We start from the raw sequence: 26,531 nt of genomic DNA on the forward strand, positions 1-26,531 counted from the left end.
AAAGGACTTAGTCCTGTGCAGTACAGAACTAAATCCTTTCAATAATTATTTGTCTAACTTTTTGGGGTCAGTACAAATTCATTTTCAGGACTCTGCATTTTATTTAATTTTTTCCTCTTCGTAGTCGCCATTACTACATACAACCTGCTTGCCACCACCACGGACTTTTTTCTCCACAAGGAAGTGTCCGCATTTTGGACAGTCACGGCCAATTGGTTTGTCCCAGGAAGTAAATTCACATTCTGGATAGCGATTGCAACCATAGAAGATACGATTGCGTTTGGTTTTGCGTTCAATGATTTGTCCTTGATGGCAACTTGGACATTCGACACCAATCTCCTTAACAATTGCTTGCGTATGACGGCAGTCTGGGAAGTTGCTACAAGCATAGAATTTACCAAAGCGTCCTAGCTTAATCACCATTGGGCTACCACAGACTTCACAGTCAAATCCAGCTGGCTCATCTTTGATCTGGATTTTTTCCATTTCCTCTTCAGCCTTGGCTACTTCTTTGGAGAATGGTTTATAAAATTCATCAATAACACGTTGCCACTGCTCTTTTCCAACTTCGACATCATCCAGTTTTCCTTCCATTTCAGCTGTGAAGGTCACATTGACAATGTCTGGGAAATATTCAACGATGAGTTTATTGACAATTTCTCCCAATTCTGTTGATTCAAATCGTTTGGCTGCCAGACGAACATAATAGCGTTTCTGGATGGTTTCAATGGTCGGAGCGTAAGTTGACGGACGTCCAACACCATTTTCCTCCAAGGTCTTGATAAGGGTCGCTTCCGAATAGCGAGCAGGTGGTTGAGTGAAATGTTGTTCTGGCTTGCTATTCACCTGCTTGACTACATCTCCAACAGCCATATCTGGCAACATCTTGTTCTTATCTGAGTCATTGTAGATAGCAAGATACCCATCAAACTTAACTTGACTACCATTTGCAGCGAATTGGACTCCATTTTGAGAGAGCTTGACAGCCATGGTATCAAAGATAGCTCCCGTCATCTGGCTCGCTACAAAACGATTCCAGATAAGGGTATAGAGTTTGAGCTGGTCTTTGTCCAAGTACTTAGCGATGCTCTCTGGTGTATTAAAGACGCTAGATGGACGAATGGCTTCGTGGGCATCTTGAGCACCTGAGGCATTCTTGACCCTGCTACCATGCTTGGAATACTTGCTACCAAAACGGTCCTTGATGTAGCTTGCCGCTTCATTCTGAGCCACAGGACTGATACGGGTGGAGTCTGTACGCATATAGGTAATCAAACCTTGCACGCCTGTACCGATATTGATCCCTTCATAGAGCTGTTGGGCAACCATCATGGTCTTACGAGTACGGAAATTGATTTTGTTGGCAGCATCCATTTGCATGGTTGAGGTCGTATAAGGTAGTGGCGCATTGCGTTTGCGCTCCTTCTTATCTACCTGATCCACTGTAAAATCTTTGCTTGTCAGATGGGACAAGACTTCTTTGACTTCTTCGTTAGTGGTCAATTTCATCTTTTTGCCATTCATACCATAGAATGAAGCCTTAAATTGCTTGGTTCCCTTCTTAAAGACACCATCAATCGTCCAGTATTCTTCAGGTTGAAAGGCATTGATTTCATTTTCACGGTCAATGATGAGCTTAAGGGCAACAGACTGCACGCGCCCTGCTGATAAGCCTTTCTTAACCTTTTTCCACAAAATTGGCGAAATCGAATAACCTACCAAACGGTCCAAGACACGACGAGCTTGTTGGGCGTCGACCAAGTCCATATCAATCTTGCGAGGTTCTTTAAAGGCATTCTTTACTGCGTCCTTGGTGATTTCATTAAAAACCACACGGTTGGCATCATTTTCATCCAAATCGAGAATATGAGCCAAATGCCAGGAAATCGCTTCTCCTTCACGGTCCGGGTCACTCGCCAGAAAGACTTTATTGGCCTTTTTGGCTTCCTTTTTCAGGTCATTGATGAGAGGACCTTTTCCTCGGATATTGATATACTGCGGTTCGTAGTTGTTTTCAATGTCGACTGACATACTGGATTTTTTCAAATCACGAATATGCCCGACACTGGCTAGAACCTTGTAATTTCGTCCTAGATATTTCTCAATCGTTTTCGCCTTAGCAGGCGACTCTACGATGACTAGATTTTTTTTAACTGTTGATTTTTTCTTCTTTGTTGCCGTAGCCACACTATCACACCTTTTCAAAGTAATAAACTTTATAAAGTGTAAACCATTTTGCCATAACTGTCAAGACTTAGCTACTATATATAGAAGAAAAGTTTATCTGAGTGAACAATTTCTCCTTAAAATTCAAACTCAGCCAAGACATCTTGACTACTTGTGACCAGTTTCGCTCCCTCTTGGATCAAGTGGTGACAGCCATCTGAATGACCGTCTAAAATCTCCCCTGGAATAGCAAAAACATCGCGTCCTTCCTCCATAGCACGTTCACAGGTAATGAGACTTCCTGAACGCATCCTTGCCTCTGCTACTATAACTCCACGACACAATCCTGCAATGATACGATTACGGGCTGGAAAGTGAAATTTCAAGGGTTCTTCACCTGGACCGTACTCGCTTAACACCAGATGATGATTGCCAATGTACTCCTGCAAGCGTTTATTGGCACGTGGATAAAAAACATCCAATCCAGTTCCAATGACAGCAATCGTTCGTCCTCCATTCTGGAGCGCAGCCATATGGGCAGCGGTGTCGATACCCTTAGCTAAACCGCTAACTACGATTAACTCATTTTCCAAACCTTGAATAATCTTCTGAACTGATTTTGCTCCTTGACTAGAACAAGAACGACTCCCTACAAGAGCCACCTTTGGAAATTTCAATAAATCCAGATTTCCTTTATAAAACAAAAGAGCTGGAGGGTCATAAATCTCACTCAGATCCCAAGGATAGCAGTCGTCTAGAATCGAGAAGGATGGGAATTTTTGAAACTCCTTCTCCAACTGCGCATCATCTATCTGGAAATAGCGTTCCATAAAGACAGCAGGATTGCGGCAACCAGAGATTTCAGCAATATCCCCTAACAAAAGTTCCTGCTCCACAGTCTCGTCATATTCAAGGACAGTTAAAATCTGTTGATTGGTCAACCCTGCTTTTCTTAATTTGTAAATATCATAATTTGTAATCTTCATAAACATCTCCATTTCTTCTTTCTACTCATCTATCTATTCGTAAAAAAAATAAAAAGAAGACCAAGGATCTTCTTTTTTTTCATTTATTCAGCTTTAGTAGTTGACCAGCTACTTTCAACCATCGGTAAGATTGTTTTTAAAGTTTCACCATCCCCTTCAAGTGAAACATAGCGGATTTTACCATCATTTGATCGGAAAATCCAGGTAACGAGGTATTTCCCCGACTTAGCAATTGCATTAACAACATAGGCTTCATAGCCTCCAATAGTCGATTTGGAGCCCCAAACCTTACTGAAATCAGAGCTTTGTTCTTTGGAAGTTAAAATACTAGATGAGACAGTCACATCATCCAGTTTTGCATACTCTTCTTCGCTGATATCAAACTGCTCAGCCTTGAAGGTATTCAGCGTAACAATGTTGATATCTGTTCCATCGCAATACTGTATATCGTTTCCACCTTCTACCTCATGGAATCGAACCCATGATTTGGGTACCTTGACAAAACCATATTCATTTGAACCGATGATTTGCGTCTCTTCCTTTTTCGCTTCAGAAACAGTAGAACTAGAGCTACTTGTTTCCTGACTGCTAGAGGAACTAACAACCGCAGTCGAACTTTCTTCGGTTGCTGTTTGAGACTTATTGGCGCATGAAGCTAGAAAAACACTAGCAGTAACAACAGTTCCTAAAATTAATAATTTTTTCATCCTACCACCTTTCCATCTGCATTATAAGAAAAATAAGAACTACTGTCAAATTTTAACCTAATCGATTCTGTCAGTTGACGATTTTTCTCGTTCTCATTTAAAGCAAAAACTCTTGAAAAATCTTCAAGAGTTTAGTTTTCTATTTCTATTCTTCATCCATGCTCAAGACGCTGAGAAAGGCTTCTTGGGGAACTTCTACTGATCCGATAGCCTTCATGCGTTTCTTACCAGCTTTTTGTTTTTCAAGGAGTTTCCGTTTACGAGAAACGTCACCACCATAACACTTGGCAAGTACGTTTTTACGAAGGGCCTTGATATCCGTACGAGCCACAATCTTGTGTCCAATAGCTGCCTGAATTGGCACCTCAAACTGTTGACGAGGGATGATTTTCTTGAGCTTATCAACGATGAGTTTTCCACGTTCGTAAGCAAAATCCTTGTGAACGATAAAGCTAAGGGCATCCACCTTGTCTCCATTGAGAAGGATATCCATTTTGACTAGCTTAGATGGGCGATACTCGGACAATTCGTAGTCAAAGCTTGCATAACCACGCGTCGAAGACTTGAGCTTATCAAAGAAGTCAAAGACGATTTCAGCAAGCGGAATTTGATAGATGACATTGACACGATTGTCATCAATATAGTCCATGGTCACAAAGTCCCCACGCTTGCGCTGAGCTAACTCCATCACTGCTCCAACAAACTCTTGCGGTACCATGATTTGCGCCTTAACATAAGGTTCTTCAATGGTCGCAATCTTGGTTGGGTCTGGAAACTCAGACGGATTAGACACATCCATAGATTCACCGTCAGTTTGGTTAACCTTGTAAATAACAGACGGTGCTGTCATGATGAGGTCAATGTTGAACTCACGTTCTAAACGCTCTTGGATAACATCCATATGGAGAAGTCCAAGGAAACCACAACGGAAACCAAATCCAAGGGCCTGTGAGGTTTCCGGTTCAAACTGCAAGCTGGCATCGTTAAGTTGCAATTTTTCTAGGGCTTCACGAAGGTCATTGTACTTGTTTGACTCGATTGGATAAAGACCTGCAAAGACCATCGGATTCATCTGCTTGTAGCCATCCAGTGGTTCAGCCGCAGGATTGCTTGATAGAGTCACTGTATCTCCGACACGCGTGTCTTGAACCGTCTTGATAGAAGCCGCAATATAGCCAACGTCACCTGTGGCTAGGAAATCACGCCCTACTGCTTTCGGAGTGAAAATTCCGACCTCAGTCACATCAAAGGTCTTGCCATTGCTCATGAGCTGAATCTTATCGCCAGGTTTGACTACCCCATCCATGACACGAACTTGGAGGATAACCCCACGGTAGGCATCGTAGACAGAGTCGAAAATCAAGGCCTTGAGTGGCGCCGTCACATCACCCGTTGGTGCTGGAACTTTCTCTACGATCTGCTCTAGAATTTCTTCAATACCAATACCAGCCTTAGCAGAAGCCAAAACTGCTTCACTAGCATCCAGTCCAATGACATCCTCAATCTCTGTACGAACGCGCTCAGGATCGGCTGCTGGTAAGTCAATCTTGTTAATAACTGGAAGAATTTCCAAATCATTGTCCAAGGCAAGATAGACATTGGCAAGCGTCTGAGCCTCAATCCCTTGTGCGGCATCGACTACTAAAATCGCTCCTTCACAGGCAGCTAAGGAACGCGACACTTCATAGGTAAAGTCCACGTGCCCAGGTGTGTCGATCAAGTGGAAAATATAAGTCTCCCCATCTTTCGCAGTGTAATTGAGCTCGATAGCATTGAGTTTAATGGTAATCCCACGTTCCCGTTCTAGATCCATGCTATCCAGAAGCTGGGCCTGCATTTCACGGCTTGAAACCGTCTCTGTCTTTTCCAAAATTCGGTCTGCAAGCGTTGACTTCCCATGGTCAATATGGGCGATAATAGAGAAGTTTCTAATCTTCTCCTGTCGTTTTTTCAATTCTTCTAAATTCATGATTCTCTTCCTTTCAGGGTATCTATTTATTATAAATTGTTTTTAACATTTTGACAAGACCATACCCTGCTAGGAGTACTAATCTTCGGCGATAAAGCCGTCATTTTCAATGAAATAGTGCTCGGTCATGCCTTGATCAGTAAAGACAATACCATGAAGGACGCCGCCGTAAACGGCTCCTCCATCCATGCCAATCTTGCCATCTTCTGTTATCCAAAGTTCAGCAGTACCTCGGTCTTGCTTCAACAAACCATAAACCGGTGTATGCCCAAATACAATAGTTTTTCCAGTATGATTTTCAGCTTCGTGGAATGGCTTTCTGAGCCAGACTTTCTTATAATCTGTGGTTTCATGCCAATCATCCAAGGTCAAGTCAATACCCGCATGAACAAAGATATACTTGTCTGTCTCCACCACAAATGGCATTTGACGAATAAATTCGACCAAGTCTGCCGCTTCAGTCGCAACACGCTTGGCATCTTCTACGCCATCAACTGGTGCATCCAAGGGACGACCTAAAATAGAGTTAATAGTTGTATCTCCACCATTGCGACGATAATGGTCATAGCTTTCTTCTGGGTCATCGAGCCAAGTCAGAAACATATACTCGTGGTTTCCTGATAGACAGATAGCTCCTTGATTGTCGACCAAGTCTTTGACCATTTCTAGAACACGGCGACTGTCTTCACCACGGTCAATCAAATCCCCTAGAAAAAGCAACTGGGTGTGGCCATCCCATGTTTTGAGAAGGTCTTCCAGCATACCTGCTTTTCCATGGACATCTCCAATTACATAATAGTCTGTCATTTATTTCTCCCTCGTTTGCAATAATTCTCTCGCTTGGGTAAGGGCTGCTTCTGTTACATTCTCTCCTGCCAACATCTTAGCAACTTCCTCTACTCGCTCTTCTAAAGTCAAGAGACGAACTGTCGAAACAGTTGAATGTTCGTCGCTAATCTTTTCAATGAAGAACTGATAATCCGCGATGGCAATCACTTGTGGTAAGTGAGAAATAGCTAAAACCTGACCATGTTGGCCAATCTTATGAATCTTCTGAGCAATAGCTTGGGCAACACGACCTGAAACTCCTGTATCCACCTCATCAAAGACAATACTAGTCTTACCTTCCTTACGAGAAAAGGCAGACTTAATAGCGAGCATGAGACGAGACAATTCCCCACCAGATGCAACTTTGACCAAAGGTTTAAAGTCTTCACCAGGGTTGGTTGAAATGTAAAACTCAACCGCTTCATTTCCTTCACGGCTGAATTTGCCCTTACTAAAACGAACTTGAAATTGAGCCTTCTCCATATAGAGATCTTGCAGTTCTTGTTTAATCTCTGCCTCTAGCTGCTGGGCCAAGTCATGGCGAGCTGATGCAAGCTGCCCTGCCAAATCAACAAGATTAACTTCCAATTTCTTGAGCTCTGCTTCCATATCTTCGGAAGAAAGGTTATTACCCGTCAAGAGATTGTACTCATCCGTAATCTTGGCAAAATAAAGCAAAACGTCGTCCACAGTTCCACCATACTTGCGGGTAATAGTATTTATAAGGTCTAAGCGATTTTCAACCTGCATGAGGCGATTGCCATCAAAATCCAAGTCCTCAATGATATCTTCCAAACGCTTTGTAATATCTTCTAAAACATAATAGGTTTCTGATAGAGAACTCGAAATTTCACGGTATTCAGGATCATATTCTTCGACACTTTCCATGTCATTCATGGCTGAACGGACATTTGCTAGGCTGGAGAATTCCTCATTGTCCAACATAGTGTAGGCATTAGTTAGCGTATCCGCAATATTTTTATGATTGAGAAGCTTATCTCGTTCTTGGTTGAGAGCCAAGTCTTCACCAGCTTGCAAGTTCGCTGCCTCAATCTCTGCCATTTGAAATTCCAGCATCTCAATACGAGCCTTATGTTCCTGCTGATTTTTCTTGACTTCTAGAACCTGCTTACGCATTTTGCGATAGGCATCAAAGCTCGTCTGATAGGTCTCCTTCAAGTCCAAGAAAGCTGCATCACCAAACTCATCCAACATCTGAATGTGCAGTTGAGGACGCATTAACTCCTCTTGGTCATGCTGACCATGGATATCCACAAGGTGTTGCCCAATAGCACGCAAGACGGAAAGATTGACCATCTGACCATTCACGCGACTAACACTACGACCATTTTGCAAAATTTCCCGGCGGATGATAATTTCATCACCCATTTCCAAACCTTGATTTTCAAAAAGTTCCTGTAAAAGGCGACTATTTTCAACCGAGAAAAGCCCCTCAATCTCTGCCTTAGAAGCACCATGACGAATAACGCCTGTCGTTGCCCGAGACCCCAACATGAGATTCATAGCGTCAATAATGATAGACTTTCCAGCACCCGTTTCTCCGGTCAAAACAGTCATACCCTTTTCAAAATTGAGGGAAATCGCCTCAATAATGGCAAAGTTTTTTATCGAAATTTCAAGTAACATACTGACCTACCATTTTTTGACTTGTTCAACAATTTCTTCAGCTGCCTCTGCTGTTCTAGCCACAATTAAGATAGAATCATCATCAGCTAGACAGCTAAAAATCTGTTCAGAAAATGCTTCAACCAACTGACTCTTCACAAAAGTAGTATTTCCAGGAATGACAGCAAGGTTGATCATATTTCCCATTAACTCAGAACTCACAATGTTGTCCTCGGCCAACTGCAAACTTTTGACGATTGATTTTGGCAACTCATAGATATAGGTGTTGTTCTTCAAAGGAATTTTAACAATTCCAAGTTCTTTGATATCCCTTGAAACGGTGGCTTGAGTAGCAGAAATACCTGCTTCCTTCAAATACTCAACAATTTCTTCCTGAGTCCCGATTTGATAATCCGTAACAAATCTTCTAATTTTTTCAAGTCTCTCTTTTTTATTCATCTTTAAATTCTCTATGCGCTCTCTCTACAACTTTTTCTATTTCTGGGGCAACTTGATTACTTGCTCCCTCTTCCTTTTTCAAATAAGCTAAAAACTCAATATTCCCATGTCCACCTTGGATTGGTGAATAGTCTAATCCAAGCACTGAAAAACCTTGTTCAACTGCCATAGCAGTGACAGATTCAAGGACAGTTTGATGAATCTTGAAATCGCGAATGATTCCATTCTTTCCAATCTGCTCACGACCTGCTTCAAACTGGGGCTTAACCAGAGCCACAACCTGCCCTTGATCTGCCAAGACGCGGTGCAAGGCCGGCAAAATCAGACTGAGGGAAATGAAACTCACATCAATACTGGCAAAGCTCGGTTCCTGCTCAAAGTCAGTCTTTTCAGCATAGCGAAAATTAAACTGTTCCATGCTGACAACCCGAGGGTCTTGGCGTAATTTCCAAGCCAACTGATTGGTACCAACATCAACTGCAAAGACCAACTCAGCACCATTCTGCAACATGACGTCGGTAAATCCTCCAGTGGAGGCCCCAATATCAATCGTTGTCGCTCCTTCAACTGACAAATCAAAGACCTGCAAAGCCTTTTCCAGTTTTAGACCACCTCGACTGACATACTTGAGTTTTTCACCCTTGAGTTTTAGTCCAGTATCATCTGGGATTTTCTCTCCTGGCTTGTCAAAACGCTCCCCATTGAGGACAGCTACAACCAGACCAGCCATGACACCACGCTTGGCCTGTTCTCGCGTTTCAAACAAGCCCTGTTTATAAGCTAGTACATCTACTCTTTCCTTAGCCATTGATTCTCAAACTTTCTACTACTTTCACAATCGGCGCTGTTTCAAAGCTGACTTGCTGGGCAATTTCTTCTAATTTAGCCTCGGCTTGATCCAAAGTTTGGTTACAAAAGGAAATGGCCTCTTCCAAGCCCAACAAGGCTGGATAGGTTGATTTTTCAGCCTGCAAGTCCTTTTGTGGAGTCTTGCCGATTTCCTCAAAACTAGCTGTCACATCCAGTACATCATCTCGAACTTGAAAAGCAAGTCCAATCAATTCACCAACTGTTTTCAGTTTTGCTTGGATTTCTGGTGCTAATTCAGCTATGATAGCAGCTGCTTGAAAGGGATAAGCTAGCAATTTTCCAGTCTTATTAGCATGAATGGTCTGAAGTTCTTCCAAGGACAAGTGCTGGTGTTCGCCTTCCATGTCCAAAACCTGACCTGCTACCATGCCTAGACTACCTGATGCAAGGGATAAGTTAGCAATCAAGTCCACCTTGATCTGACTTGGCAAATCCGCCAGCGCTATTAAGGCATAGGGATCTAGGAACAAAGCATCTCCTGCCAAAATGGCCATAGCTTCGCCAAATTTCTTATGATTGGTTAAACGCCCCCGACGATAATCATCGTCATCCATGGCAGGAAGATCATCATGAATCAAGCTTCCTGTATGAATCATTTCCAAGGCCGCGGCTACCTGCGCATGAGCGGGTCTAATAGTAACATGCAAGGATTCCAGAACCTCTAGCAAGAGAAAAGGCCGAATACGCTTGCCACCAGCATGAATGGAATAGAGAACAGACTCTCGCAAACTAGAGGCAAACTGCTGGTCTCCATAAAAATCTTCCAAAGCCGACTCGATAAGAGCTAATTTTTCTTGCTTCTTCATTCGAAATCACTTTCTGTTTCATCTTCTTGCATGACCTTGACCAAGGTCTTTTCAGCCTTGTCCAGCGTCGCTTGGAGCTCTTTTGACAAAACCATGCCCTTTTGAAAGGCCGCAATCGCATCTTCCAAAGCAATTTCACCATTTTCCAAACTTTGGACAATGGTCTCCAATTCTGCTAGATTTTCCTCAAATTTCTTTTGTTTTGACATCTTTAACCTCTAATTCTACTTGACCATCTCGCATCAAAAGCGTCACTTGGTCTTTTTTATTCAACATCTCAACAGAATCGACTACAGACTCTTCTTTTTTGACAATTGCATAACCACGCGCCACGATTCGACTGGTATCCAACATCATCAAAGCTTCTGAAAGTCGCTTGACTTCAGCAACCTTGGCATCATAAACCAGCGCCATTTGGCTGCGTAGAAGCTTGTCTAACTGACCAAGACGGTCTTGATAACGCTGGATTTTGGTAACAGGTGATAACTGGACTAGTCGATGCGTCCTTGCTTGGACTAGCTGTTTGTTATCAGAAATCCGTGTTCGCAAACTTTGTTTTAATCGCAGTTGCAGTTGATCTAACCGTTGCAAATAACCATCATACAAGCGCTCTGGCTGTCTAAAGATAACAGACTGACTGCATTTTTTCAAAGCCTCTTTTTTCTTTGACAAGACATTCTGAACTGCTGTTGCCATCCGTTTTTCTTGATTTTGCAAATGCGTCAAGAGATCCAACTTAGTTACAGGTGTTGCCAGTTCAGCTGCAGCTGTTGGCGTTGCAGCCCGTCTATCTGCCACAAAATCCGCCAAGGTCACATCTGTCTCATGACCAACACTAGAGATGACTGGCAAACGGGATTCAAAAATAGCCCGTACCACGATCTCTTCGTTAAAAGCCCAGAGATCCTCAATGGAACCCCCACCACGACCAATGATGAGAACATCTAGGTCCTCACGTTGATTGGCACGCGCAATATTTCGAGCAATTTCCTCCGCAGCTCCATCACCTTGTACCTTGGTCGGATAGAGAAGGATACCAACACCTGGAAAACGCCTGCTGACAGTCGTGATGATATCTCGAATAACAGCTCCACTGCGACTGGTTACCACACCGATTCGCTTAGCAAACTGGGGAAGAGGTTGCTTGAAACGTTCTTGAAACAGACCTTCTTCCGTCAATTTTTTCTTAAGTTGTTCAAACTGAATCGCGAGCGCCCCAACCCCATCAGGCTCAGCCTTTTCAATGATGATAGAGTAGCTCCCACTGGGTTCATAAACCTGCACACGCCCAATTACATTGATCTTCATACCTTCTTCCAGGTCGAAACCTAATTTCTGATAGATCCCTGACCAGATGGTCGCTTGAATAACTGCATGGTCATCCTTTAGGGAGAAATATTGGTGAGTAGGTCGTTTACGAAAGTTGGAAACTTGACCAGTTAAATAGACCCGTTCCAAGTAAGGGTCTTTATCGAATTTCATTTTCAGATACTTGGTCAAAGTTGTTACCGATAAATACTTTTCCATCTCCACCTACTATTCATTTTCTTGCTTTTCCATGGGTATTATTATACCAAAAACATGCTTAAAAATCACCTTTTTCCTACTGAAACTAAAGGAAAAATAGAAAAAGGAGGCAAGGCCTCCTCATCTGATTATTTACTGTTTCGAGCTTCTTCCAAAATCTTTGCAATCTTAGTGGTCAAAAGGTCGATAGCAACGGTATTGCTGACTCCCTCAGGAATGACGATATCGGCATAACGCTTAGTCGGCTCGATAAACTGGTGGTACATAGGTTTAACTACACCTAAGTACTGCTCAATGACACTGTCAAGGCTACGTCCACGCTCCTCCATATCACGCTTGATCCGGCGAATAATACGCACGTCATCATCTGTATCCACAAAAATCTTGATATCCATCAAATCGCGCAGACGCTTGTCCTCCAAGACCAAAATTCCCTCAACGATAAAGACATCTTGAGGCTCCTGACGATAGGTCTTGCTACTCCGTGTATGGGCTGTATAGTCATAAGTCGGAATGTCCACTGGGCGCCCTGCCAACAATTCCTTAATCTGCTCGATCATCAAGTCTGTATCAAAGGCAAATGGATGGTCGTAGTTGGTTTTGACACGCTCTTCAAAAGTCAAGTGAGACTGATCCTTGTAGTATGAATCATGCTCAATCATGGAAATCTTTTCATCAGGAAAATGCGATAAAATGGCTCTTGAAACACTGGTCTTACCACCACCAGAACCACCTGTCACTCCGATAATGATTGGTCTATTTTGCATGCTATCCTCCGTTTTTTTATCCGTCGTCTATTCTATCATATTTTTTTCAAAATTTATAGTCTGATTTGGATAGTCTAGGGGGAAACGATTCCATCCCCACACTCTAGTTAAACTAGCTAAAAACCTTCCTTGGCTTGTAGAGATTGCCCCTTTTTTCTAGAATGGCTAGCAATGTATCTCCTTCAAAGGCAGCCAATTCTTTGTCTGTTTGTTCTAACTCAATAAAACGACCAAAGCGCACTTCTGTGGCCTCTTCTGGAGTTAGGAAAACTTTGACAAGGTCACCTATTCCAATTTCAAGAGGATGGAGAAAGTCCAGTTGACCGGCCTCCACTTTTGTAGCAATTTCATTCAAAGTCAAGGCATCTTCTAACTGTAAACCTGCTGCACTCGTCCGAGTCAAATGGGACATATGGGCCGCATAACCCAGCTTCTCTCCCAAGTCAACAGACAAGGTACGGATATAAGTCCCCTTACTACATTTCACACGAAAGGTAAAACGTGCAAGTTCGCCTTCATAAGAAATCGGACTAGTCCGCTCAAAGTGATAAATAGTCACCTGACGTTCTGGACGTTCCACTTCCTGACCAGCACGCGCATACTCATAGAGCTTGCGACCATTAACCTTAACAGCCGAGTACATCGGTGGAATCTGAGTAATAGGCCCAGTCAGACTCGCAATCGCTTCATCGACAATGGTTTCATCCAAGGGCGACAAAACAGGTGTCTCTGCAACTACTTCCCCACTACCATCCTCGGTCGTCGTTGAATAGCCAAGAGTAATCTCCCCCTCATAGACCTTTCCCTCATCCTGCATAAACTCGACCATGCGGGTCGCCTTGCCAACTGCAATAGGCAAAACACCCACCACATCTGGATCCAAGGTCCCACCATGACCAATTTTCTTGGTTCCCAAAATCTTACGCAGCTTAAAAACCGCATCATGCGAAGTCATCCCCGCTTCTTTTTTTAAATTGATAATACCGTTCATGTGTTGCTTTCTGATTTCATTCATGAAATATCTTCTTCAAGAATTGTAATGTAATTATCTTTTGTAACAAAAGATAATGTGGCTAATCTTCTTGCTTGGTTCATAACTATCCTATCAAATACATTTCTTACAAATCGACCATTCGCATTTTTATTTTCAGGATTGCTACTATGTAATTCTAAATATTTTTTTAATTTTTCTTTTGCAGAATCATGCAAAATGTATTCTTCATTTTTGCAATATGAAAGAAAAATATCAAACATTTGGTCCACAGTATAATCTTCAAACGTAATAAAATAATTAAATCTTGATTTTAACCCAGGATTAGATTCAAAAAACTTTTTCATTAAATTATCATATCCTGCTACAATAACAACTAAATCATCTCGATAGTCTTCTAATGCTTTAGTTAACTCAGTTAAACACTCTCGACCATAACTATCACTTTTATCGTTTTCAGTAATACTATATGCTTCATCAATAAATAAAACGCCCCCCTTAGCTTTTTGGATCAGTCTTTTAACTTTTAAAGCAGTTTGCCCTTGATATTCTGCTATTAAGTCAGTTCTAGTTGCTTCAATAAAATGACCTTTGCTTAGTATTCCTAGAGAACGATACATATTACCAACAATTCTAGCAACTGTTGTTTTACCTGTACCCGGATTCCCTAGGAAAGCCATATGCATCGTTCTATTAGTTTTTTTTAACCCAATCTTTTCTCGGTTTTTCTGAACTTTGTTAAAGATTACTAGGTCTTCTATTTCTTTCTTTACATTTTCTAATCCTATCAGGGAGTTCAATTCATCAGACATCTCATCAAATGATTTGGTATTGATTTCTTTTAAAATAGCGTACTCACTATCTATTAATCTAGAACCAAGATATTTATACAGTAACTCTAAAACCGTTGACTGTCTTTCTTTAATTTTAGGAAATTTATCATTATTTGACAAATTTCCTAAACGCTTTATAAATTCTAATTCTGAATGCTTTTTATTATCAACAATTTCTTGAATAGCAGTCTCAAATTCATAAGATTTATTTGTTAAGTCATCAAGCTTTTTCACTTCTGATTTTAACAATTTTAAATAAGTTTCACTAATCATCTACATTCCTTTAAATAACAGAAATACTACTATTAGAGCGAATAAGATTCCTAAGGCATAGAATCCTTTTCTAAGGAAACTAATCTCTTTTTGTTTTTCCTCTAGTTCAGTTTGAAATTTCTCGACTATTAAAGTAAGATTTTTACTTTCGTCTATTAATCGAACATCCATCTTATCTACGTCGTTTTTCAGTTCATTTTGTGTTTCTTTAACCTGTAAATGCAAATCGTTAAAACTATTTTCTATTTTCACTAATGTTTTTAGATTCGCTTTTAAAGTATCAATTTCAATTTGAATTTCACTTTGCTTCTCTTCAAGTTGTTCTAACTCTTCTAGCTTTTTATGATGTTTCTTCAATATATCAATTAAATCTTTATTCTGTTTAAAAACGTCATCTAATAGTTTTTTATTACCAGTTTGATATTCTTCTATCTCGTGCAATCCCTGCATAGCTTTATCATTTGCCTCTTTGGCTGCAATCAAAGACTTTGAAATACTTTGAATATACTCATCATCCAATATTTGGAAAGTTTCATAAATGGTATTAAATTCCTGAATAATCTTTTTAATATGCTTGTTTTGTTCAATCATTCTATTTTGAACAGCATCGGTGAGAGCATTTAAATCCTTACCTTTAACATCATATTCCATACCAATAAATCCTAGTATAGGATCGTCTTGTGGGACAGTCGGTAAATCTGATTGTTCTGGAATTTCTTCACTAAAAGCTTTCAACGCTTCTTTTTTCTCATTAAATCTTTCAGACTTTGCTAAAACCTGAATCTCTAATTCTTCTGACATAACATTCTCCTATAGTAAATCATTTAATGCACTTTGCATTTCTTCAAGTTCACTTTGCTTTTCATCAAAGTATATTTCGTTAGCTAATAATCGCTGTTTGAAATCAATCTTTGAATTAGAAAACTCCTCTTGAACATTGCCAAGAAGTTCTCTTAGTTTTTGATGGTTCTTAGCCATCTTAATGAATATATCATTTCGCTTAACAGCAACATTTTGCTCGGCAACAAAAATTTGAACATCCTGAATTCTTAACAATTCGTTTTTCTTATTAGCTTGTTTCTTTTGATTTTCCTCAATTAATTTTTTTGAAATAAATTGATCAAGTCCGTTAATGATTATCGCTCCCAAGATTCCAGTTAGTAAACTTGCAAAGAACATCCCTAAAATATTAGCAATTGTTCCTAGGAGTTTTATTTCAAAAGTCATACCTGGTATCTTATTTAAGAACTGCTCAAAATATTCTCCTAAAAACATTGCTCCTACAGCAACTAAACCAGAAGTAATGATTTTTGAAATGTGAGCTATCTTAATTGCTGTAGAATGTGTTTGATTTTCAGGGTTAGATAAATAAGAAATGCTTTCTCTGATAGAACCAAATAATTGTTTAATCAAGTTTGGAAGTTTTTGTAATTTCTGGTTAAATGCGCCAATAATTTCTCCAACAATGCTTCCAACAAAACTATCTACACCTACTTTAATAAAATCTTTGATTTTGCCAAAAAATGAATGAAGTGCTTTTTTCATTTCCTCCATAAATGTATCAAAAGATTGTTTTTTTGCTTTAAAATACCTCACTAGAGCATTCATAATTTCCTTCAGCATTCCAAATAGAGTTGCAACAAACATAGCTTTTATAGCATCTTTACCAGCTTTATTGGCCATTCTGACAGAAGCTTTCTTTGCAATATCCTTATTAATAGCTTTCTTTGCTGTCTTCTCAGCCTTAAGCATCTTCTTTGAATCAGCTGCTAGTTTATCATTTAATCTTTTTTCGTTTATAGCTTTAAGATTTCGTTTTTCGGAATCTGAAATATCCTTCTTGTCAATTTTTTTATTAGCTCTTTCAACTTGTTCTTTTAGATTTTTTTCTCTTACTTCTCTATCCTTTATATACTCGCTATTAGATTTTGCACCTTTACTTTTATTAAGTGATTCATTAGTTGCTGCTAAATTTTCCTTTTTGTTTGCTAAATCTGCAGTATCTATATCAGCAATCTTTCTCCAAGAATTTTCAAAAATTTGTTTACGTGCTACAACGTGATCCAAATTTGCGTTTTCATTTAATTTTAAAGTTTTTCCAGTATATTCATCCTTTAAATTTCCAGATTTTTGCTTTTCTTTCATAGCATTATTTGCATCAGTATACCTTTTATCTTTCATTATTTTAGCACCCTCTTCTTTTGTATAACTATTAGGATGTTTATCGTTATACTGCTTAAGAAGCGTGTCACTTGTCATATCTAAACCAATTTGATTCGCAAATTGATCCCAGATTTCATCTAAAATAACATCTCCTAATTTATCTGATGAACTAATCTCTTTACATTCTAGTTCTAATTTTTCGAGATTAGAAAACTCCATTGTAAATTGCTGTTCCAATAGTTCTTCTAATTCGTCATAGTTTATATTTTTAGACTCATCTACTTCTTCAGTACCCAATACTAATAATTCATTTTCCACTGCTTTCTACTCCCCCTTCAGTGCTTCAAACTTCGCTTTCATAGTTGGATTTTTTCGGGTCAATTTTTTAACTGAAACATCTTCTAATTTATTATTTGCGAGGCGGAGTTGGTTTTCAGATGTGGTTAGGAACTTTTTGACCTCTTCCATACGCTTAATAGCCTTGTCGATTTCATCAATAGCTTTACCAAAGTTAGTTGAAGCTGAATTGTAGTTCTTGGCAAAAGCCTGTTTAAAGGCATCCAAGTCTTCTTCAAAATGGGTGATATCGATATTTTGCTCGCGAACCAAGGCCAACTCTTGCTTGTATTTAAGGGAATTAAGCGCGGCATTGCGTAAGAGACCAATCAACTGGATAAAAAACTGAGGACGGACAACGTACATTTTCTCATACTCATGACTGACATCCACAATCCCTGTATTAAAGTAGTCGTTATCCGTTTCTAACATAGTCACCAAAACGGCATACTCACAGTTCTTCTCCTGACGGTCCTTGTCTAATTCTTTGTAAAAATCCGGGTTCTTATGCTTCTTCTCCGTCCCATCCGCTTCGTTTTTCATCTCAAACATGATGGAAATGAACTCTAGACCATTTTCATCACATTCACGGAAGATAAAGTCCCCCTTAGAACCACGCGCAGAAACCTTGTTATCCTTTTCAAAGTAAGCATTTGGAAAGGCAAAACTACGAACCTTGTTAAACTCACTCTCTGCATATTGTTCCAAACTTTCACCGATAGCTTTTGTGGATTGTTGGGCTTTGAAATTCTTGTAAAATTCGACTTGTTCACTGGCTACCTTAAGCTGAGCTTCGTAATTTTGCTTAACAGAAGCCAAAGACAACTCATTTTCCTTTTCTTGCAAGAGGAGCTGGTTTTTGACCTGATCGCGTTCTTTTTCTAAGTCAGAAAGGGTCTTTTGCAGTTGGTTTTCATGCTCCAAGCGCAAGGTAGCCAGCTGATTCTCAAGTTGCTGAACTTCTTTTTCCTTCTCTAGTAGACTTTGACTAGCAGTTTGTTCTACTTCTTTCTTGGCCAACTCTTTCTCTGTATCAAAGTTTTGGATTTGACTCTGCAGTTGCGCAATTTCTTGATCCTTCTGAGCCAGTTTAGTCTGTTGCTCATTCATGGCCTTTTGCTCAGCTAAGGCCAGCTCCTGCTTCATTCGATCGTGCAGTTCCTTATCAAACTCAGCCGTTCTCACTTGGGATAAGAGTTCGGCATACTGACTCTCATTTACTGTAAAGACTTCCCCACAGTTGGGACATTTGATTTCGTTCATAACTTTCCTCTTTCTAGACTTCTGTAACCATTATATCATGCCTGAGGGAAAATCAAAAACAGTGAGTCGAAACCCACTGTTTATATCTGTTACTTTAAATTTTTTCCAAGGCCAAACGCAAATCTTCAATCAAATCCTCTACATTTTCAAGACCGATCGACAAGCGGATTTGGTTTGGTGTGACTCCTGCTGCTTCTAGGTCTTTTTCTGACAACTGACCGTGAGTGGTTGTCGCAGGATGGACAACAAGAGATTTAGCATCTGCCACGTTTGCAAGGTCAGAGAAGATTTCCAAATTATCAATTACCTTGCGAGCTTCTGCCTCTCCACCTTTGACATGGAAGGTAAAGATTGAACCAACACCTTTTGGCAAATATTTCTCAGCCAAGGCATGATAAGGACTGTCAGCTAGTTTTGGATAATTTACCTTCTCTACCTTAGGATGGTTGACAAGGAAATCAACAATTTTCTCTGCATTTTGCACATGACGTTCAACACGAAGAGAGAGAGTTTCAAGCCCTTGGAGCAAGAGAAAGGCATTAAATGGTGACAAGGCAGCACCTGTATCACGGAGCAATTGAACACGAACAGCGATAATAAAGGCTGCTGCACCCACATCACGAGTATAGCTCAAGTTATGGTAGCTTGGGTCTTCCTCAACAAATTGGGGGAATTTCCCTGAAGCTGCCCAGTCAAAACGACCGCTATCAACAATCACTCCTCCAATAGTCGTACCATGTCCACCGATAAACTTAGTTGCTGAGTGAATGGCAATATCTACACCGTGAGAGAAGACGTTAATCAAATATGGTGTGGCAAAAGTGTTGTCCGAAACGAGAGGAATCTGGTGTTTATGCGCAATCTCAGCCAATTTTTCCAAGTCAGGAATGTTAATCAAGGGATTCCCCAAGGTTTCAATCAAGACAAGCTTTGTATTGTCATTGATAGCTGCTTCCACTTCTTCCAAATTATCCACATCCACAAAGGTTGTTGTGATCCCATAACGAGGAAGGGTTTCCTTCAAGAGGTTGAAGGTCCCACCGTAAATAGTTGACGCAGCAACCACATGGTCACCTGCGTGAGCAAGCGCCAAAATAGTGTAGGTTACAGCAGCCATCCCTGATGCTGTCGCTAGTGCTCCAACACCACCTTCAAGAGCAGCTATTCTTTCCTCAAAGGCTGCTGTTGTAGGATTTGTGATACGAGTATAGATATTCCCGGGTTTTCTCAAAGCAAACAGATCCGCACCTTCCTGCGTGTCATCAAAAACGAAGGATGTTGTTTGATAAATCGGTACTGCACGAGATTTGGTCGCTGGATCCACAACTTGACCAGCATGTAATTGTAGGGTTTCAAATTTAAAATCACGAGTCATAAGACGACCTCCAAATAGCTTCATTACGGATATTGTATCATCTTGGGCTAGTCTTTTCCAATACTGATTTTCTATATTTTGATATAAGGAACAACTATGACTAGTCTTACACATCAAACAAAAAAGCACGATTCACTCGTGCTCATTTCTTTAATCGACATAAGTATCTTCGTTTTTATTGAGGAAGGCGTAAGGCAAGCCCATCAAGAGACCTCCTCCGATAAAGTTCCCGACAAAGGTTACACCCCAGTGACGAAGAATATTTGGTATGTCAAAGTTAGCAATTGAATCAGCTGCAACACTAAACTTAACAATCGCAAAAGAAGCAAAGTTCGCAGCAATGTGTTCGTTTGTTAAGAATACAAACATGTAAATTGCTGATAAGACAAGCCAAAGTTTGGCGCCACCGTCTTTCACCAGAACAAAGGAAAGAATGGCAATGTTTACAAAGATATTGGCTAAAATACCTTCAAGTAAGACTAACTCATTGGAACGACCTAACTTCATCTCTACAACCCCTGAAATGAAGCTATCATGTGTTAGATTTGCATAGGCTGCTGAGTGGGCAAAGCCCCAACCTGCTATCAAAGCTCCGATGAGATTGAACAAGGTACAGTAAAGTAAAATCTCAGCTGTTTTTCTCCAAGAGATTTTTTTCAAGAAACTACCAGCTGTCAAAAACATCATATTTGAAGTTACCAACTCGGCATTCAAGAAAACAATGTAGGCCAATCCCCAAGCAAAAACAAATGGGAAAAGGAAACGTCCACTACCAGGTGCGATCTTATTAATCAAGTCAGCCCCAACTGCACCCGCAGCCGTACTAAATGTTAAAAAGGCACCTGCAAACATGGAACGAATTGCATACTTAAACTTGCTTTGACTATAAAGACTTTCTTTCTTCTTGCAAGCAAATTCAATCTTTGAGATAAATTCTGAAGAGACCATAAAAAACTCCTAAACTTTTATTTGTGAATATTATAACATAAAGCACGCATTTTGAAAAGCCTTTCTTGTATACGTTTTCTACAAAGAAAATCAAGGCATTGGAGGAATTCCATAAATCTTTCCTTTACCCATTAACAGAAAAACATTTCAATATTTCAAATTGATCATCCAAAAATTCAAACTCAAATAGGTGCCAGTCATCGAAGGTTTGCTCACAATAACTAACTGTTCCTTGATTGTAGTCAATGATAGGTTTCCCCAGCTTGTTCTTCACATCTTCCTCGCTGACTGCTCCATACATTTCCTTAAGATCAGCTAGCATGAAGTTGATAATTCTATTGAGATTTTCCTGATAATTTTTTGATAACAGTTCAACTTTATCTATAAAGTCACAATCAGGCTCTTCGTCCCAAACAAAGGTTACTCCCTCATGCTCATAAGCGTATTGCTGTAAACTCTCATCAAAATTCATTGTTCACTCTCCAAATCATTATCATTTACTAAAAATTTAGTAACATTAATCAAAATGTTCACTCGCTTGTTTCACAAACTCGAAAATATTCAAAGATATGGGTTTCATTTCTAGTGAACCTAATGCCCCCAAATCATTCATATAAATAGCGTCGTCAGAATCTTTCTTTATAAAAAAGCGACATCCCCATCTTGCCCAATCAGGAAAAAATCAGGTTCCCACTCTTCTATTTGGTAGGTGGAGTTTCTTTCTAGCAAATCTAGTCTTGAGTATAAGGTGATGCCTGTATTCTCTATTATCAACTCTCCTGCTTTGTCGATTTTACTCAGGAATTCTGCGTATGGGTTCGGAAGTGCCAAGTCAATCTGATTATTCATTCTCAACTCCTCATCTATTTTTCCTACTGCGAAAGTCCTATATCTCATCTTCACTTAGTTCTTTAAAATGTGAAATATGATATCCAGAATAAGACTTCCCAGATTTCCCTATGAAGATTCCGTGTCCAGCCATATTGGCAATTTCTCCCAAGAATATCATAGGAAGATCCTTGTCAAATGGAAAACTACTTGTTATGTCTTCTTTGAGCGTAACGAAAGACTTTTCTCTTAACTGACTCATTGTCTATCCTCTCTTATGCCAGGCATCCTTCGGTTACTTACGATAAACCTTTCAATCTACTGACCAGTTTCCTTTCACATTGAAAAGATACCATTAAAGTTGAATGATCATCTTGCAAGCATCAAACATTATCAAATTTTATAGTTTTCAATTTCTTCTCTACTCATGCCTACAAGTTCTGTCGTCCACAAGCCTACAATGTCCGATAAGACTGAATCGCAGGTATACTCTACTTCACCGTCTATATACTTACAGGAAAAGACAGGCTTCCTTGTCGCCGCTTGATAAAATGCCATGGCTACTTTTTCTAGTTTTTTGGGATTGAAATCAAGTGATAGTTTTTGAGCCATATTTCCTCGTATCTGATCCCAATTTTCCTGCTTAACCTGATAGCTTTCTCGTATTTTAGACACATAGCCCCTACAAAATGCTTTCAATAAGTCTGTGTTCTGATAAAAATACTGACAGCTAAAATCTGAAATACAACCTGCGTGAAGTAGGAATGTTAGTAAGTCATCCAGACTTTCTGCTACTCTCCCCACTTGGCCCTCACTTCCGATAAAGCCTATGCTGTTATCTTCGAGAAAAACATATTCTCCCCCACTACCATCTTGAGCAAAAGCCTTACAGGCAAGAGAGTACTCCTCATTGTTCCCTGAAAACTAGGCTTCACTTATCTTGTCATAAAAATAAATATCACATTCAGTCATCAGTAAGGTCCTTAACTGTTCATTTTCTCTGACTTCTTGTAGCTTATCCATGATCATTCCTTTCTTAAGCTAAACACTTATCCATCTATTACAATTCTAATATGGTAGTTTTTAGTTTCATTCTTTAGATTCTTCACAAGGAGATCATTCTGTTTTGATTGTCCGAAGAAAAAACTGACAGCTTTTCCATCTTTTCTTTCGATACACAAATGATACCTTGCCCCATTCAATTTGACACTTCGAATATATTTGACTTCAATCATTTTGATGTTATTCAGCGGAATGATTCTCTTCACAAATACAAAAGCATTGTGAATATAAAGTCTCCCATTGGCAATGTGAAACGGGGCAAAAAAATCACCACCACTACGACTGACAATTATAAAACGTCGCCAAAGGATTAGTAAAAGAATAGAGGCTAATAAGTAAAAGGCAAAACTAAAGACAGGACTTCCCCACATCGTTTTCATTCCAAACAAAAAATATTCGAACATGCATCATTCTCCTTTGACTGACGCTTCTATTTGACAAAAACCAGTGAAAAATACAATTCACTGGTTTTTGAGGTTAATAACGTTGTTTATATGGCTTATTAAAGGCGCTTAGGATATCATCAGATGTTTCAGAATAAGCTTTAACTTCTTTAAAATCACCTTTAACAATAATCCGCTCTGTCGCATTATAGTCCACACAGGTCACCAATGTGATTTCTTTAATACCATCACGATCTTCGATTTCATCTACTCGGTCCGGAGTAACGTGTTTAACTTCCGTAATCTCATAAGTATAAACTTTATCCTTATCAGTCAGATAAATTTTCATACCCGCTTTAGCGTTAACTAAAGGTGAAAAGAGCATTTGACTGGCATTTTCAGCAGTAAAGATATGGTGACTGGCTAGAGAATAGTTGCCCTCTCCCATTTTTTGATCTGGTTTCATGGTTCCTGCTCCGTAGAACAAGTTTACATTATCCAACCCTTTGAAAATTGGCAAGTTAATCTCCACTTCGGGAATAGCAATTCCTCCAATAACAGGAAGCTTCTGAGCGTCCCACTGAGCGGCTAGAACTGCTTCAGATGAAATAGATTTAACCGAATCAAAATCAAAATTTCCTTCTGTTTTGAGATTTTCATCTATATTTTCTTTAGTAACCTGATTGACTTGGTATTTATTGGTATTCCACACCATAAAGAGATCTCGAATCTTTGAATTAAAAATCAAAGCTAAGGATAAAAGAATTAAGAAAACCGCTAAAATATTGAGAAATAGATTCCTACGCTTATTCTTCTTACTTTTCGTTTTTTTATGAGACATTATGCTTTACCTTCTGTTTCGTTTTCAGTCCCAACTTCTTCTTTTTCTACCGCATCAACCGTTGTAAAGGTCACAATCTTGGCATCTTGGTCTAGACGCATCACCTTAACTCCCATAGTTGAGCGTCCTGTTTGTGAAATATTGGCAACATTTGTTCGAATCATGACACCTGTATCCGTGATAATCATCAGGTCTTCATCTCCTTTAACAGTGAGGAGACCTGCAAGAGGGCCATTTTTCTCAGCAACATTGGCTGTCTTCATTCCTTTACCACCACGACCTTTTGTTGGATATTCAGTTGCAAGAGTACGTTTACCATACCCTTTTTCAGTGATGATAAGGACCTCGTCCTGGTCAGTGATGACACTAGCACCAACTACAGTGTCTCCATCACGGAGGTTAACACCTCGGACACCTGTCGCGATACGGCTCATACCACGAACGGCTGATTGATTAAAGCGAACGGCATAACCAAACTTAGTACCAATGATGATATCTGTATCTTCTTCTGTCAGCAAGACATTAATCAGTTCATCTTCATCCTTGAGATTCAAAGCCTTAAGTCCATTTTGACGAATATTAGCAAATTCTTTAACACTGGTTCGCTTCACGATACCGTGACGGGTTGTGAAGAAAAGATAGGCGTCATCACTACGTTCAGATTTAACATTAATGATGGTCTGTATGCTCTCCCCTTCATCCAGCTTCAAAAGATTGACAACCGGCAATCCCTTGGCCGTGCGACCGTATTCAGGAATTTCATAACCTTTTAGTCGGTATACACGACCTTTATTGGTAAAGAAGAGCAAATGATCATGGGTGCTGGTTGAAACCAACTCACGCACAAAGTCATCATCCTTAACTCCCGTACCTTGGACTCCACGACCACCACGTTTTTGAGCAGTAAATTCACCTTGGTCCAAACGTTTGATATAGCCCTTGTTAGAAAGAGTGATTAAGACATCTGACTCCTCAATCAAGTCTTCATCTTCAAGAGTTAAGACTTCTCCAACCATCAACTCGGTACGACGTTTGTCACCAAATTTACGTTTTACTTCATCTAATTCATCTTTTATGATTTGCACTACGCGTTCTGGTTTAGCAAGAATATCGGTTAGGTCTGCAATCAAGGCAATCAATTCATCATATTCAGACTGAATCTTATCGCGTTCCAATCCTGTCAAACGACGAAGACGCATATCAAGGATAGCCTGACTTTGACGTTCAGAAAGCTTAAACTTGCTCATCAACTCAGCTTGTGCTTCCGCATCCGTTTCACTAGCACGGATGATGCGGATCACTTCGTCGATATGGTCTAGCGCGATTAAAAGGCCTTCTAAGATGTGCGCACGCGCTTCTGCCTTTTCCTTGTCAAAACGAGTACGGCGAACAACCACTTCTTTTTGGTGCTCGATATAAGCATCCAAAATTTGACGAAGGGACAAAATCTTTGGTACGCCATTTTGAATAGCAAGCATATTGAAACCAAAGTTGGTTTGCATCTGGGTCATCTTGAAGAGGTTATTGAGGATGACATTTGCAGAAGCATCACGCTTCACTTCGATAATGAAGCGAACGCCTTCGCGGTTGGATTCATCACGTACAGCTGTAATTCCCTCAATTCGTTTTTCTTGCGCCAAACGAACGATATGCTCATGTACCTTGGTTTTATTGACCATATAAGGAAATTCTGTTACCACGATGCGCTCACGCCCTGTCTTAGTCGTCTCAATCTCTGTTCGAGAACGGAGGACAATGGAACCTTTACCAGTCTCATAAGCTTTGTGGATACCTGATTTCCCCATGACAAGGGCACCAGTTGGAAAATCTGGACCAGGTAAAACTTCCATCAAGTCCTTAGTCGTCACTTCAGGATTGTCCATGACCAATTTCACTGCATCAATGGTTTCACCCAGGTTGTGAGGTGGGATATTGGTTGCCATCCCAACAGCGATACCAGTTGCCCCATTGACCAAAAGATTTGGAAAACGAGCTGGCAAAACCAAGGGTTCACGTTCGTTAGCATCGTAGTTGTCTACGAAATCAACTGTGTTTTTATTGATGTCACGAAGCATTTCAAGAGCAATCTTACTCATACGAGCCTCAGTGTAACGCTGTGCGGCGGCACCATCCCCGTCCATGGAACCAAAGTTTCCATGTCCATCGACAAGCATGTAACGGTAGCTCCACCACTGAGCCATACGAACCATGGCTTCATAAATAGATGAATCCCCGTGTGGGTGGTATTTCCCCATAACATCCCCTGTAATACGGGCTGATTTTTTATGAGGTTTGTCTGGTGTAACACCTAGTTCATTCATTCCGTAAAGAATACGGCGGTGAACAGGTTTTAAACCATCTCGAACATCAGGAAGAGCCCGCGCAACGATAACACTCATAGCGTAATCGATAAAGCTGGTCTTCATCTCCTTTGTCAGATTGACATTCACTAAATTTCTATCCTGCATTAATAAATGCCTCATTTCACTATTAGTAATTAGATATATTATACCATAATTTGTCC

The 26,531-nt window shown here is 40.1% G+C and carries 24 protein-coding genes and 2 pseudogenes; all 26 read right to left on the reverse strand.

The features are described 5' to 3' along the window. Positions 1–99: 99 nt before the first annotated feature. Positions 100–2,187: a type I DNA topoisomerase gene (gene topA / locus M1F74_RS09230; RefSeq protein WP_247946936.1), complete on the reverse strand. Its 2,088-nt coding sequence runs from the start codon at positions 2,185–2,187 to the stop codon at positions 100–102. 116 nt (positions 2,188–2,303) lie between these two features. Beyond that, positions 2,304–3,152: a DNA-processing protein DprA gene (gene dprA / locus M1F74_RS09235; protein ID WP_247946937.1), complete on the reverse strand. Its 849-nt coding sequence runs from the start codon at positions 3,150–3,152 to the stop codon at positions 2,304–2,306. Between the two features lie 83 nt (positions 3,153–3,235). Beyond that, positions 3,236–3,859 carry a hypothetical protein gene (locus M1F74_RS09240; protein ID WP_247946938.1) on the reverse strand — a complete coding sequence of 208 codons (624 nt, stop codon included), beginning with the start codon at positions 3,857–3,859 and terminating at the stop codon, positions 3,236–3,238. 145 nt (positions 3,860–4,004) lie between these two features. Continuing rightward, positions 4,005–5,828 (reverse strand): translation elongation factor 4, encoded by a 1,824-nt coding sequence (gene lepA, locus M1F74_RS09245; RefSeq protein WP_247946939.1) that lies wholly within the window; start codon positions 5,826–5,828, stop codon positions 4,005–4,007. A gap of 78 nt (positions 5,829–5,906) precedes the next feature. Further along, complete coding sequence (locus tag M1F74_RS09250) at positions 5,907–6,635, reverse strand: metallophosphoesterase family protein (protein ID WP_247946940.1); 729 nt, start codon at positions 6,633–6,635, stop codon at positions 5,907–5,909. Then, on the reverse strand, positions 6,636–8,303 hold the full coding sequence (gene recN, locus M1F74_RS09255; RefSeq protein WP_247946941.1) for a DNA repair protein RecN: 1,668 nt from the start codon (positions 8,301–8,303) through the stop codon (positions 6,636–6,638). A gap of 6 nt (positions 8,304–8,309) precedes the next feature. Then, positions 8,310–8,741, reverse strand: coding sequence for an arginine repressor (locus M1F74_RS09260; RefSeq protein ID WP_084932663.1), 432 nt, complete (start codon positions 8,739–8,741; stop codon positions 8,310–8,312). After that, positions 8,734–9,549 carry a TlyA family RNA methyltransferase gene (locus M1F74_RS09265; protein ID WP_247946942.1) on the reverse strand — a complete coding sequence of 272 codons (816 nt, stop codon included), beginning with the start codon at positions 9,547–9,549 and terminating at the stop codon, positions 8,734–8,736. The genes M1F74_RS09260 and M1F74_RS09265 overlap by 8 nt, the downstream gene beginning before the upstream one ends. Continuing rightward, the gene (locus tag M1F74_RS09270) at positions 9,542–10,417 is read right to left on the reverse strand and encodes a polyprenyl synthetase family protein (protein WP_247946943.1); all 876 of its coding nucleotides are present in this window, start codon (positions 10,415–10,417) and stop codon (positions 9,542–9,544) included. Before M1F74_RS09270 ends, M1F74_RS09265 begins: the two co-directional genes overlap by 8 nt. Continuing rightward, entirely contained in the window at positions 10,414–10,626 is a 213-nt protein-coding gene (locus tag M1F74_RS09275) for an exodeoxyribonuclease VII small subunit (RefSeq protein ID WP_057487718.1), read from the reverse strand. The genes M1F74_RS09270 and M1F74_RS09275 overlap by 4 nt, the downstream gene beginning before the upstream one ends. Then, the gene (xseA, locus tag M1F74_RS09280) at positions 10,604–11,944 is read right to left on the reverse strand and encodes an exodeoxyribonuclease VII large subunit (RefSeq protein WP_247946944.1); all 1,341 of its coding nucleotides are present in this window, start codon (positions 11,942–11,944) and stop codon (positions 10,604–10,606) included. Before xseA ends, M1F74_RS09275 begins: the two co-directional genes overlap by 23 nt. A gap of 128 nt (positions 11,945–12,072) precedes the next feature. Continuing rightward, positions 12,073–12,711, reverse strand: coding sequence for a uridine kinase (udk, locus tag M1F74_RS09285; RefSeq protein ID WP_001181372.1), 639 nt, complete (start codon positions 12,709–12,711; stop codon positions 12,073–12,075). Between the two features lie 112 nt (positions 12,712–12,823). After that, positions 12,824–13,702: a tRNA pseudouridine(55) synthase TruB gene (gene truB / locus M1F74_RS09290; protein ID WP_247946975.1), complete on the reverse strand. Its 879-nt coding sequence runs from the start codon at positions 13,700–13,702 to the stop codon at positions 12,824–12,826. Positions 13,703–13,722: 20 nt separating this feature from the next. Further along, complete coding sequence (locus M1F74_RS09295; RefSeq protein ID WP_247946945.1) at positions 13,723–14,808, reverse strand: AAA family ATPase; 1,086 nt, start codon at positions 14,806–14,808, stop codon at positions 13,723–13,725. Continuing rightward, on the reverse strand, positions 14,809–15,609 hold the full coding sequence (locus M1F74_RS09300; RefSeq protein WP_247946946.1) for a hypothetical protein: 801 nt from the start codon (positions 15,607–15,609) through the stop codon (positions 14,809–14,811). 9 nt (positions 15,610–15,618) lie between these two features. After that, complete coding sequence (locus tag M1F74_RS09305) at positions 15,619–17,289, reverse strand: hypothetical protein (RefSeq protein ID WP_247946947.1); 1,671 nt, start codon at positions 17,287–17,289, stop codon at positions 15,619–15,621. A 6-nt stretch (positions 17,290–17,295) separates the two neighbouring features. Further along, on the reverse strand, positions 17,296–18,570 hold the full coding sequence (locus M1F74_RS09310) for a DUF2130 domain-containing protein (protein WP_247946948.1): 1,275 nt from the start codon (positions 18,568–18,570) through the stop codon (positions 17,296–17,298). A gap of 94 nt (positions 18,571–18,664) precedes the next feature. After that, on the reverse strand, positions 18,665–19,945 hold the full coding sequence (locus M1F74_RS09315; protein ID WP_000196319.1) for an O-acetylhomoserine aminocarboxypropyltransferase/cysteine synthase family protein: 1,281 nt from the start codon (positions 19,943–19,945) through the stop codon (positions 18,665–18,667). A gap of 150 nt (positions 19,946–20,095) precedes the next feature. Further along, positions 20,096–20,893: a formate/nitrite transporter family protein gene (locus M1F74_RS09320; protein WP_000254787.1), complete on the reverse strand. Its 798-nt coding sequence runs from the start codon at positions 20,891–20,893 to the stop codon at positions 20,096–20,098. Positions 20,894–21,017: 124 nt separating this feature from the next. Next, positions 21,018–21,365, reverse strand: coding sequence for a hypothetical protein (locus M1F74_RS09325; protein ID WP_247946949.1), 348 nt, complete (start codon positions 21,363–21,365; stop codon positions 21,018–21,020). A 45-nt stretch (positions 21,366–21,410) separates the two neighbouring features. Beyond that, a pseudogene (locus M1F74_RS09330) lies at positions 21,411–21,742 on the reverse strand (hypothetical protein). A gap of 37 nt (positions 21,743–21,779) precedes the next feature. Then, positions 21,780–21,983, reverse strand: a complete 204-nt coding sequence (locus tag M1F74_RS09335) for a hypothetical protein (protein WP_084932676.1) — start codon at positions 21,981–21,983, stop codon at positions 21,780–21,782. A 131-nt stretch (positions 21,984–22,114) separates the two neighbouring features. Further along, positions 22,115–22,744: pseudogene (locus tag M1F74_RS09340) on the reverse strand (hypothetical protein). Between the two features lie 26 nt (positions 22,745–22,770). After that, the gene (locus M1F74_RS09345; protein ID WP_084873236.1) at positions 22,771–23,187 is read right to left on the reverse strand and encodes a hypothetical protein; all 417 of its coding nucleotides are present in this window, start codon (positions 23,185–23,187) and stop codon (positions 22,771–22,773) included. Positions 23,188–23,260: 73 nt separating this feature from the next. Then, positions 23,261–24,007, reverse strand: a complete 747-nt coding sequence (locus M1F74_RS09350) for a class A sortase (protein ID WP_084852316.1) — start codon at positions 24,005–24,007, stop codon at positions 23,261–23,263. Then, positions 24,007–26,475 carry a DNA gyrase subunit A gene (gene gyrA, locus M1F74_RS09355; RefSeq protein WP_009730259.1) on the reverse strand — a complete coding sequence of 823 codons (2,469 nt, stop codon included), beginning with the start codon at positions 26,473–26,475 and terminating at the stop codon, positions 24,007–24,009. The genes M1F74_RS09350 and gyrA overlap by 1 nt, the downstream gene beginning before the upstream one ends. Positions 26,476–26,531: the final 56 nt, after the last annotated feature.

The organism is Streptococcus oralis, from assembly GCF_023109315.1.
Classification (GTDB): domain Bacteria; phylum Bacillota; class Bacilli; order Lactobacillales; family Streptococcaceae; genus Streptococcus; species Streptococcus oralis_BS.

Bases quoted from the DNA above. Each gene is read 5' to 3' on its own strand.
- dprA (WP_247946937.1), bottom strand. From the start codon at position 3,152: ATGAAGATTACAAATTATGATATTTACAAATTAAGAAAAGCAGGGTTG.
- M1F74_RS09240 (WP_247946938.1), bottom strand. From the start codon at position 3,859: ATGAAAAAATTATTAATTTTAGGAACTGTTGTTACTGCTAGTGTTTTT.
- lepA (WP_247946939.1), bottom strand. From the start codon at position 5,828: ATGAATTTAGAAGAATTGAAAAAACGACAGGAGAAGATTAGAAACTTC.
- M1F74_RS09250 (WP_247946940.1), bottom strand. From the start codon at position 6,635: ATGACAGACTATTATGTAATTGGAGATGTCCATGGAAAAGCAGGTATG.
- recN (WP_247946941.1), bottom strand. From the start codon at position 8,303: ATGTTACTTGAAATTTCGATAAAAAACTTTGCCATTATTGAGGCGATT.
- M1F74_RS09260 (WP_084932663.1), bottom strand. From the start codon at position 8,741: ATGAATAAAAAAGAGAGACTTGAAAAAATTAGAAGATTTGTTACGGAT.
- M1F74_RS09265 (WP_247946942.1), bottom strand. From the start codon at position 9,549: ATGGCTAAGGAAAGAGTAGATGTACTAGCTTATAAACAGGGCTTGTTT.
- M1F74_RS09270 (WP_247946943.1), bottom strand. From the start codon at position 10,417: ATGAAGAAGCAAGAAAAATTAGCTCTTATCGAGTCGGCTTTGGAAGAT.
- M1F74_RS09275 (WP_057487718.1), bottom strand. From the start codon at position 10,626: ATGTCAAAACAAAAGAAATTTGAGGAAAATCTAGCAGAATTGGAGACC.
- xseA (WP_247946944.1), bottom strand. From the start codon at position 11,944: ATGGAAAAGTATTTATCGGTAACAACTTTGACCAAGTATCTGAAAATG.
- udk (WP_001181372.1), bottom strand. From the start codon at position 12,711: ATGCAAAATAGACCAATCATTATCGGAGTGACAGGTGGTTCTGGTGGT.
- truB (WP_247946975.1), bottom strand. From the start codon at position 13,702: ATGAACGGTATTATCAATTTAAAAAAAGAAGCGGGGATGACTTCGCAT.
- M1F74_RS09295 (WP_247946945.1), bottom strand. From the start codon at position 14,808: ATGATTAGTGAAACTTATTTAAAATTGTTAAAATCAGAAGTGAAAAAG.
- M1F74_RS09300 (WP_247946946.1), bottom strand. From the start codon at position 15,609: ATGTCAGAAGAATTAGAGATTCAGGTTTTAGCAAAGTCTGAAAGATTT.
- M1F74_RS09310 (WP_247946948.1), bottom strand. From the start codon at position 18,570: ATGAACGAAATCAAATGTCCCAACTGTGGGGAAGTCTTTACAGTAAAT.
- M1F74_RS09315 (WP_000196319.1), bottom strand. From the start codon at position 19,945: ATGACTCGTGATTTTAAATTTGAAACCCTACAATTACATGCTGGTCAA.
- M1F74_RS09320 (WP_000254787.1), bottom strand. From the start codon at position 20,893: ATGGTCTCTTCAGAATTTATCTCAAAGATTGAATTTGCTTGCAAGAAG.
- M1F74_RS09325 (WP_247946949.1), bottom strand. From the start codon at position 21,365: ATGAATTTTGATGAGAGTTTACAGCAATACGCTTATGAGCATGAGGGA.
- M1F74_RS09335 (WP_084932676.1), bottom strand. From the start codon at position 21,983: ATGAGTCAGTTAAGAGAAAAGTCTTTCGTTACGCTCAAAGAAGACATA.
- M1F74_RS09345 (WP_084873236.1), bottom strand. From the start codon at position 23,187: ATGTTCGAATATTTTTTGTTTGGAATGAAAACGATGTGGGGAAGTCCT.
- M1F74_RS09350 (WP_084852316.1), bottom strand. From the start codon at position 24,007: ATGTCTCATAAAAAAACGAAAAGTAAGAAGAATAAGCGTAGGAATCTA.
- gyrA (WP_009730259.1), bottom strand. From the start codon at position 26,475: ATGCAGGATAGAAATTTAGTGAATGTCAATCTGACAAAGGAGATGAAG.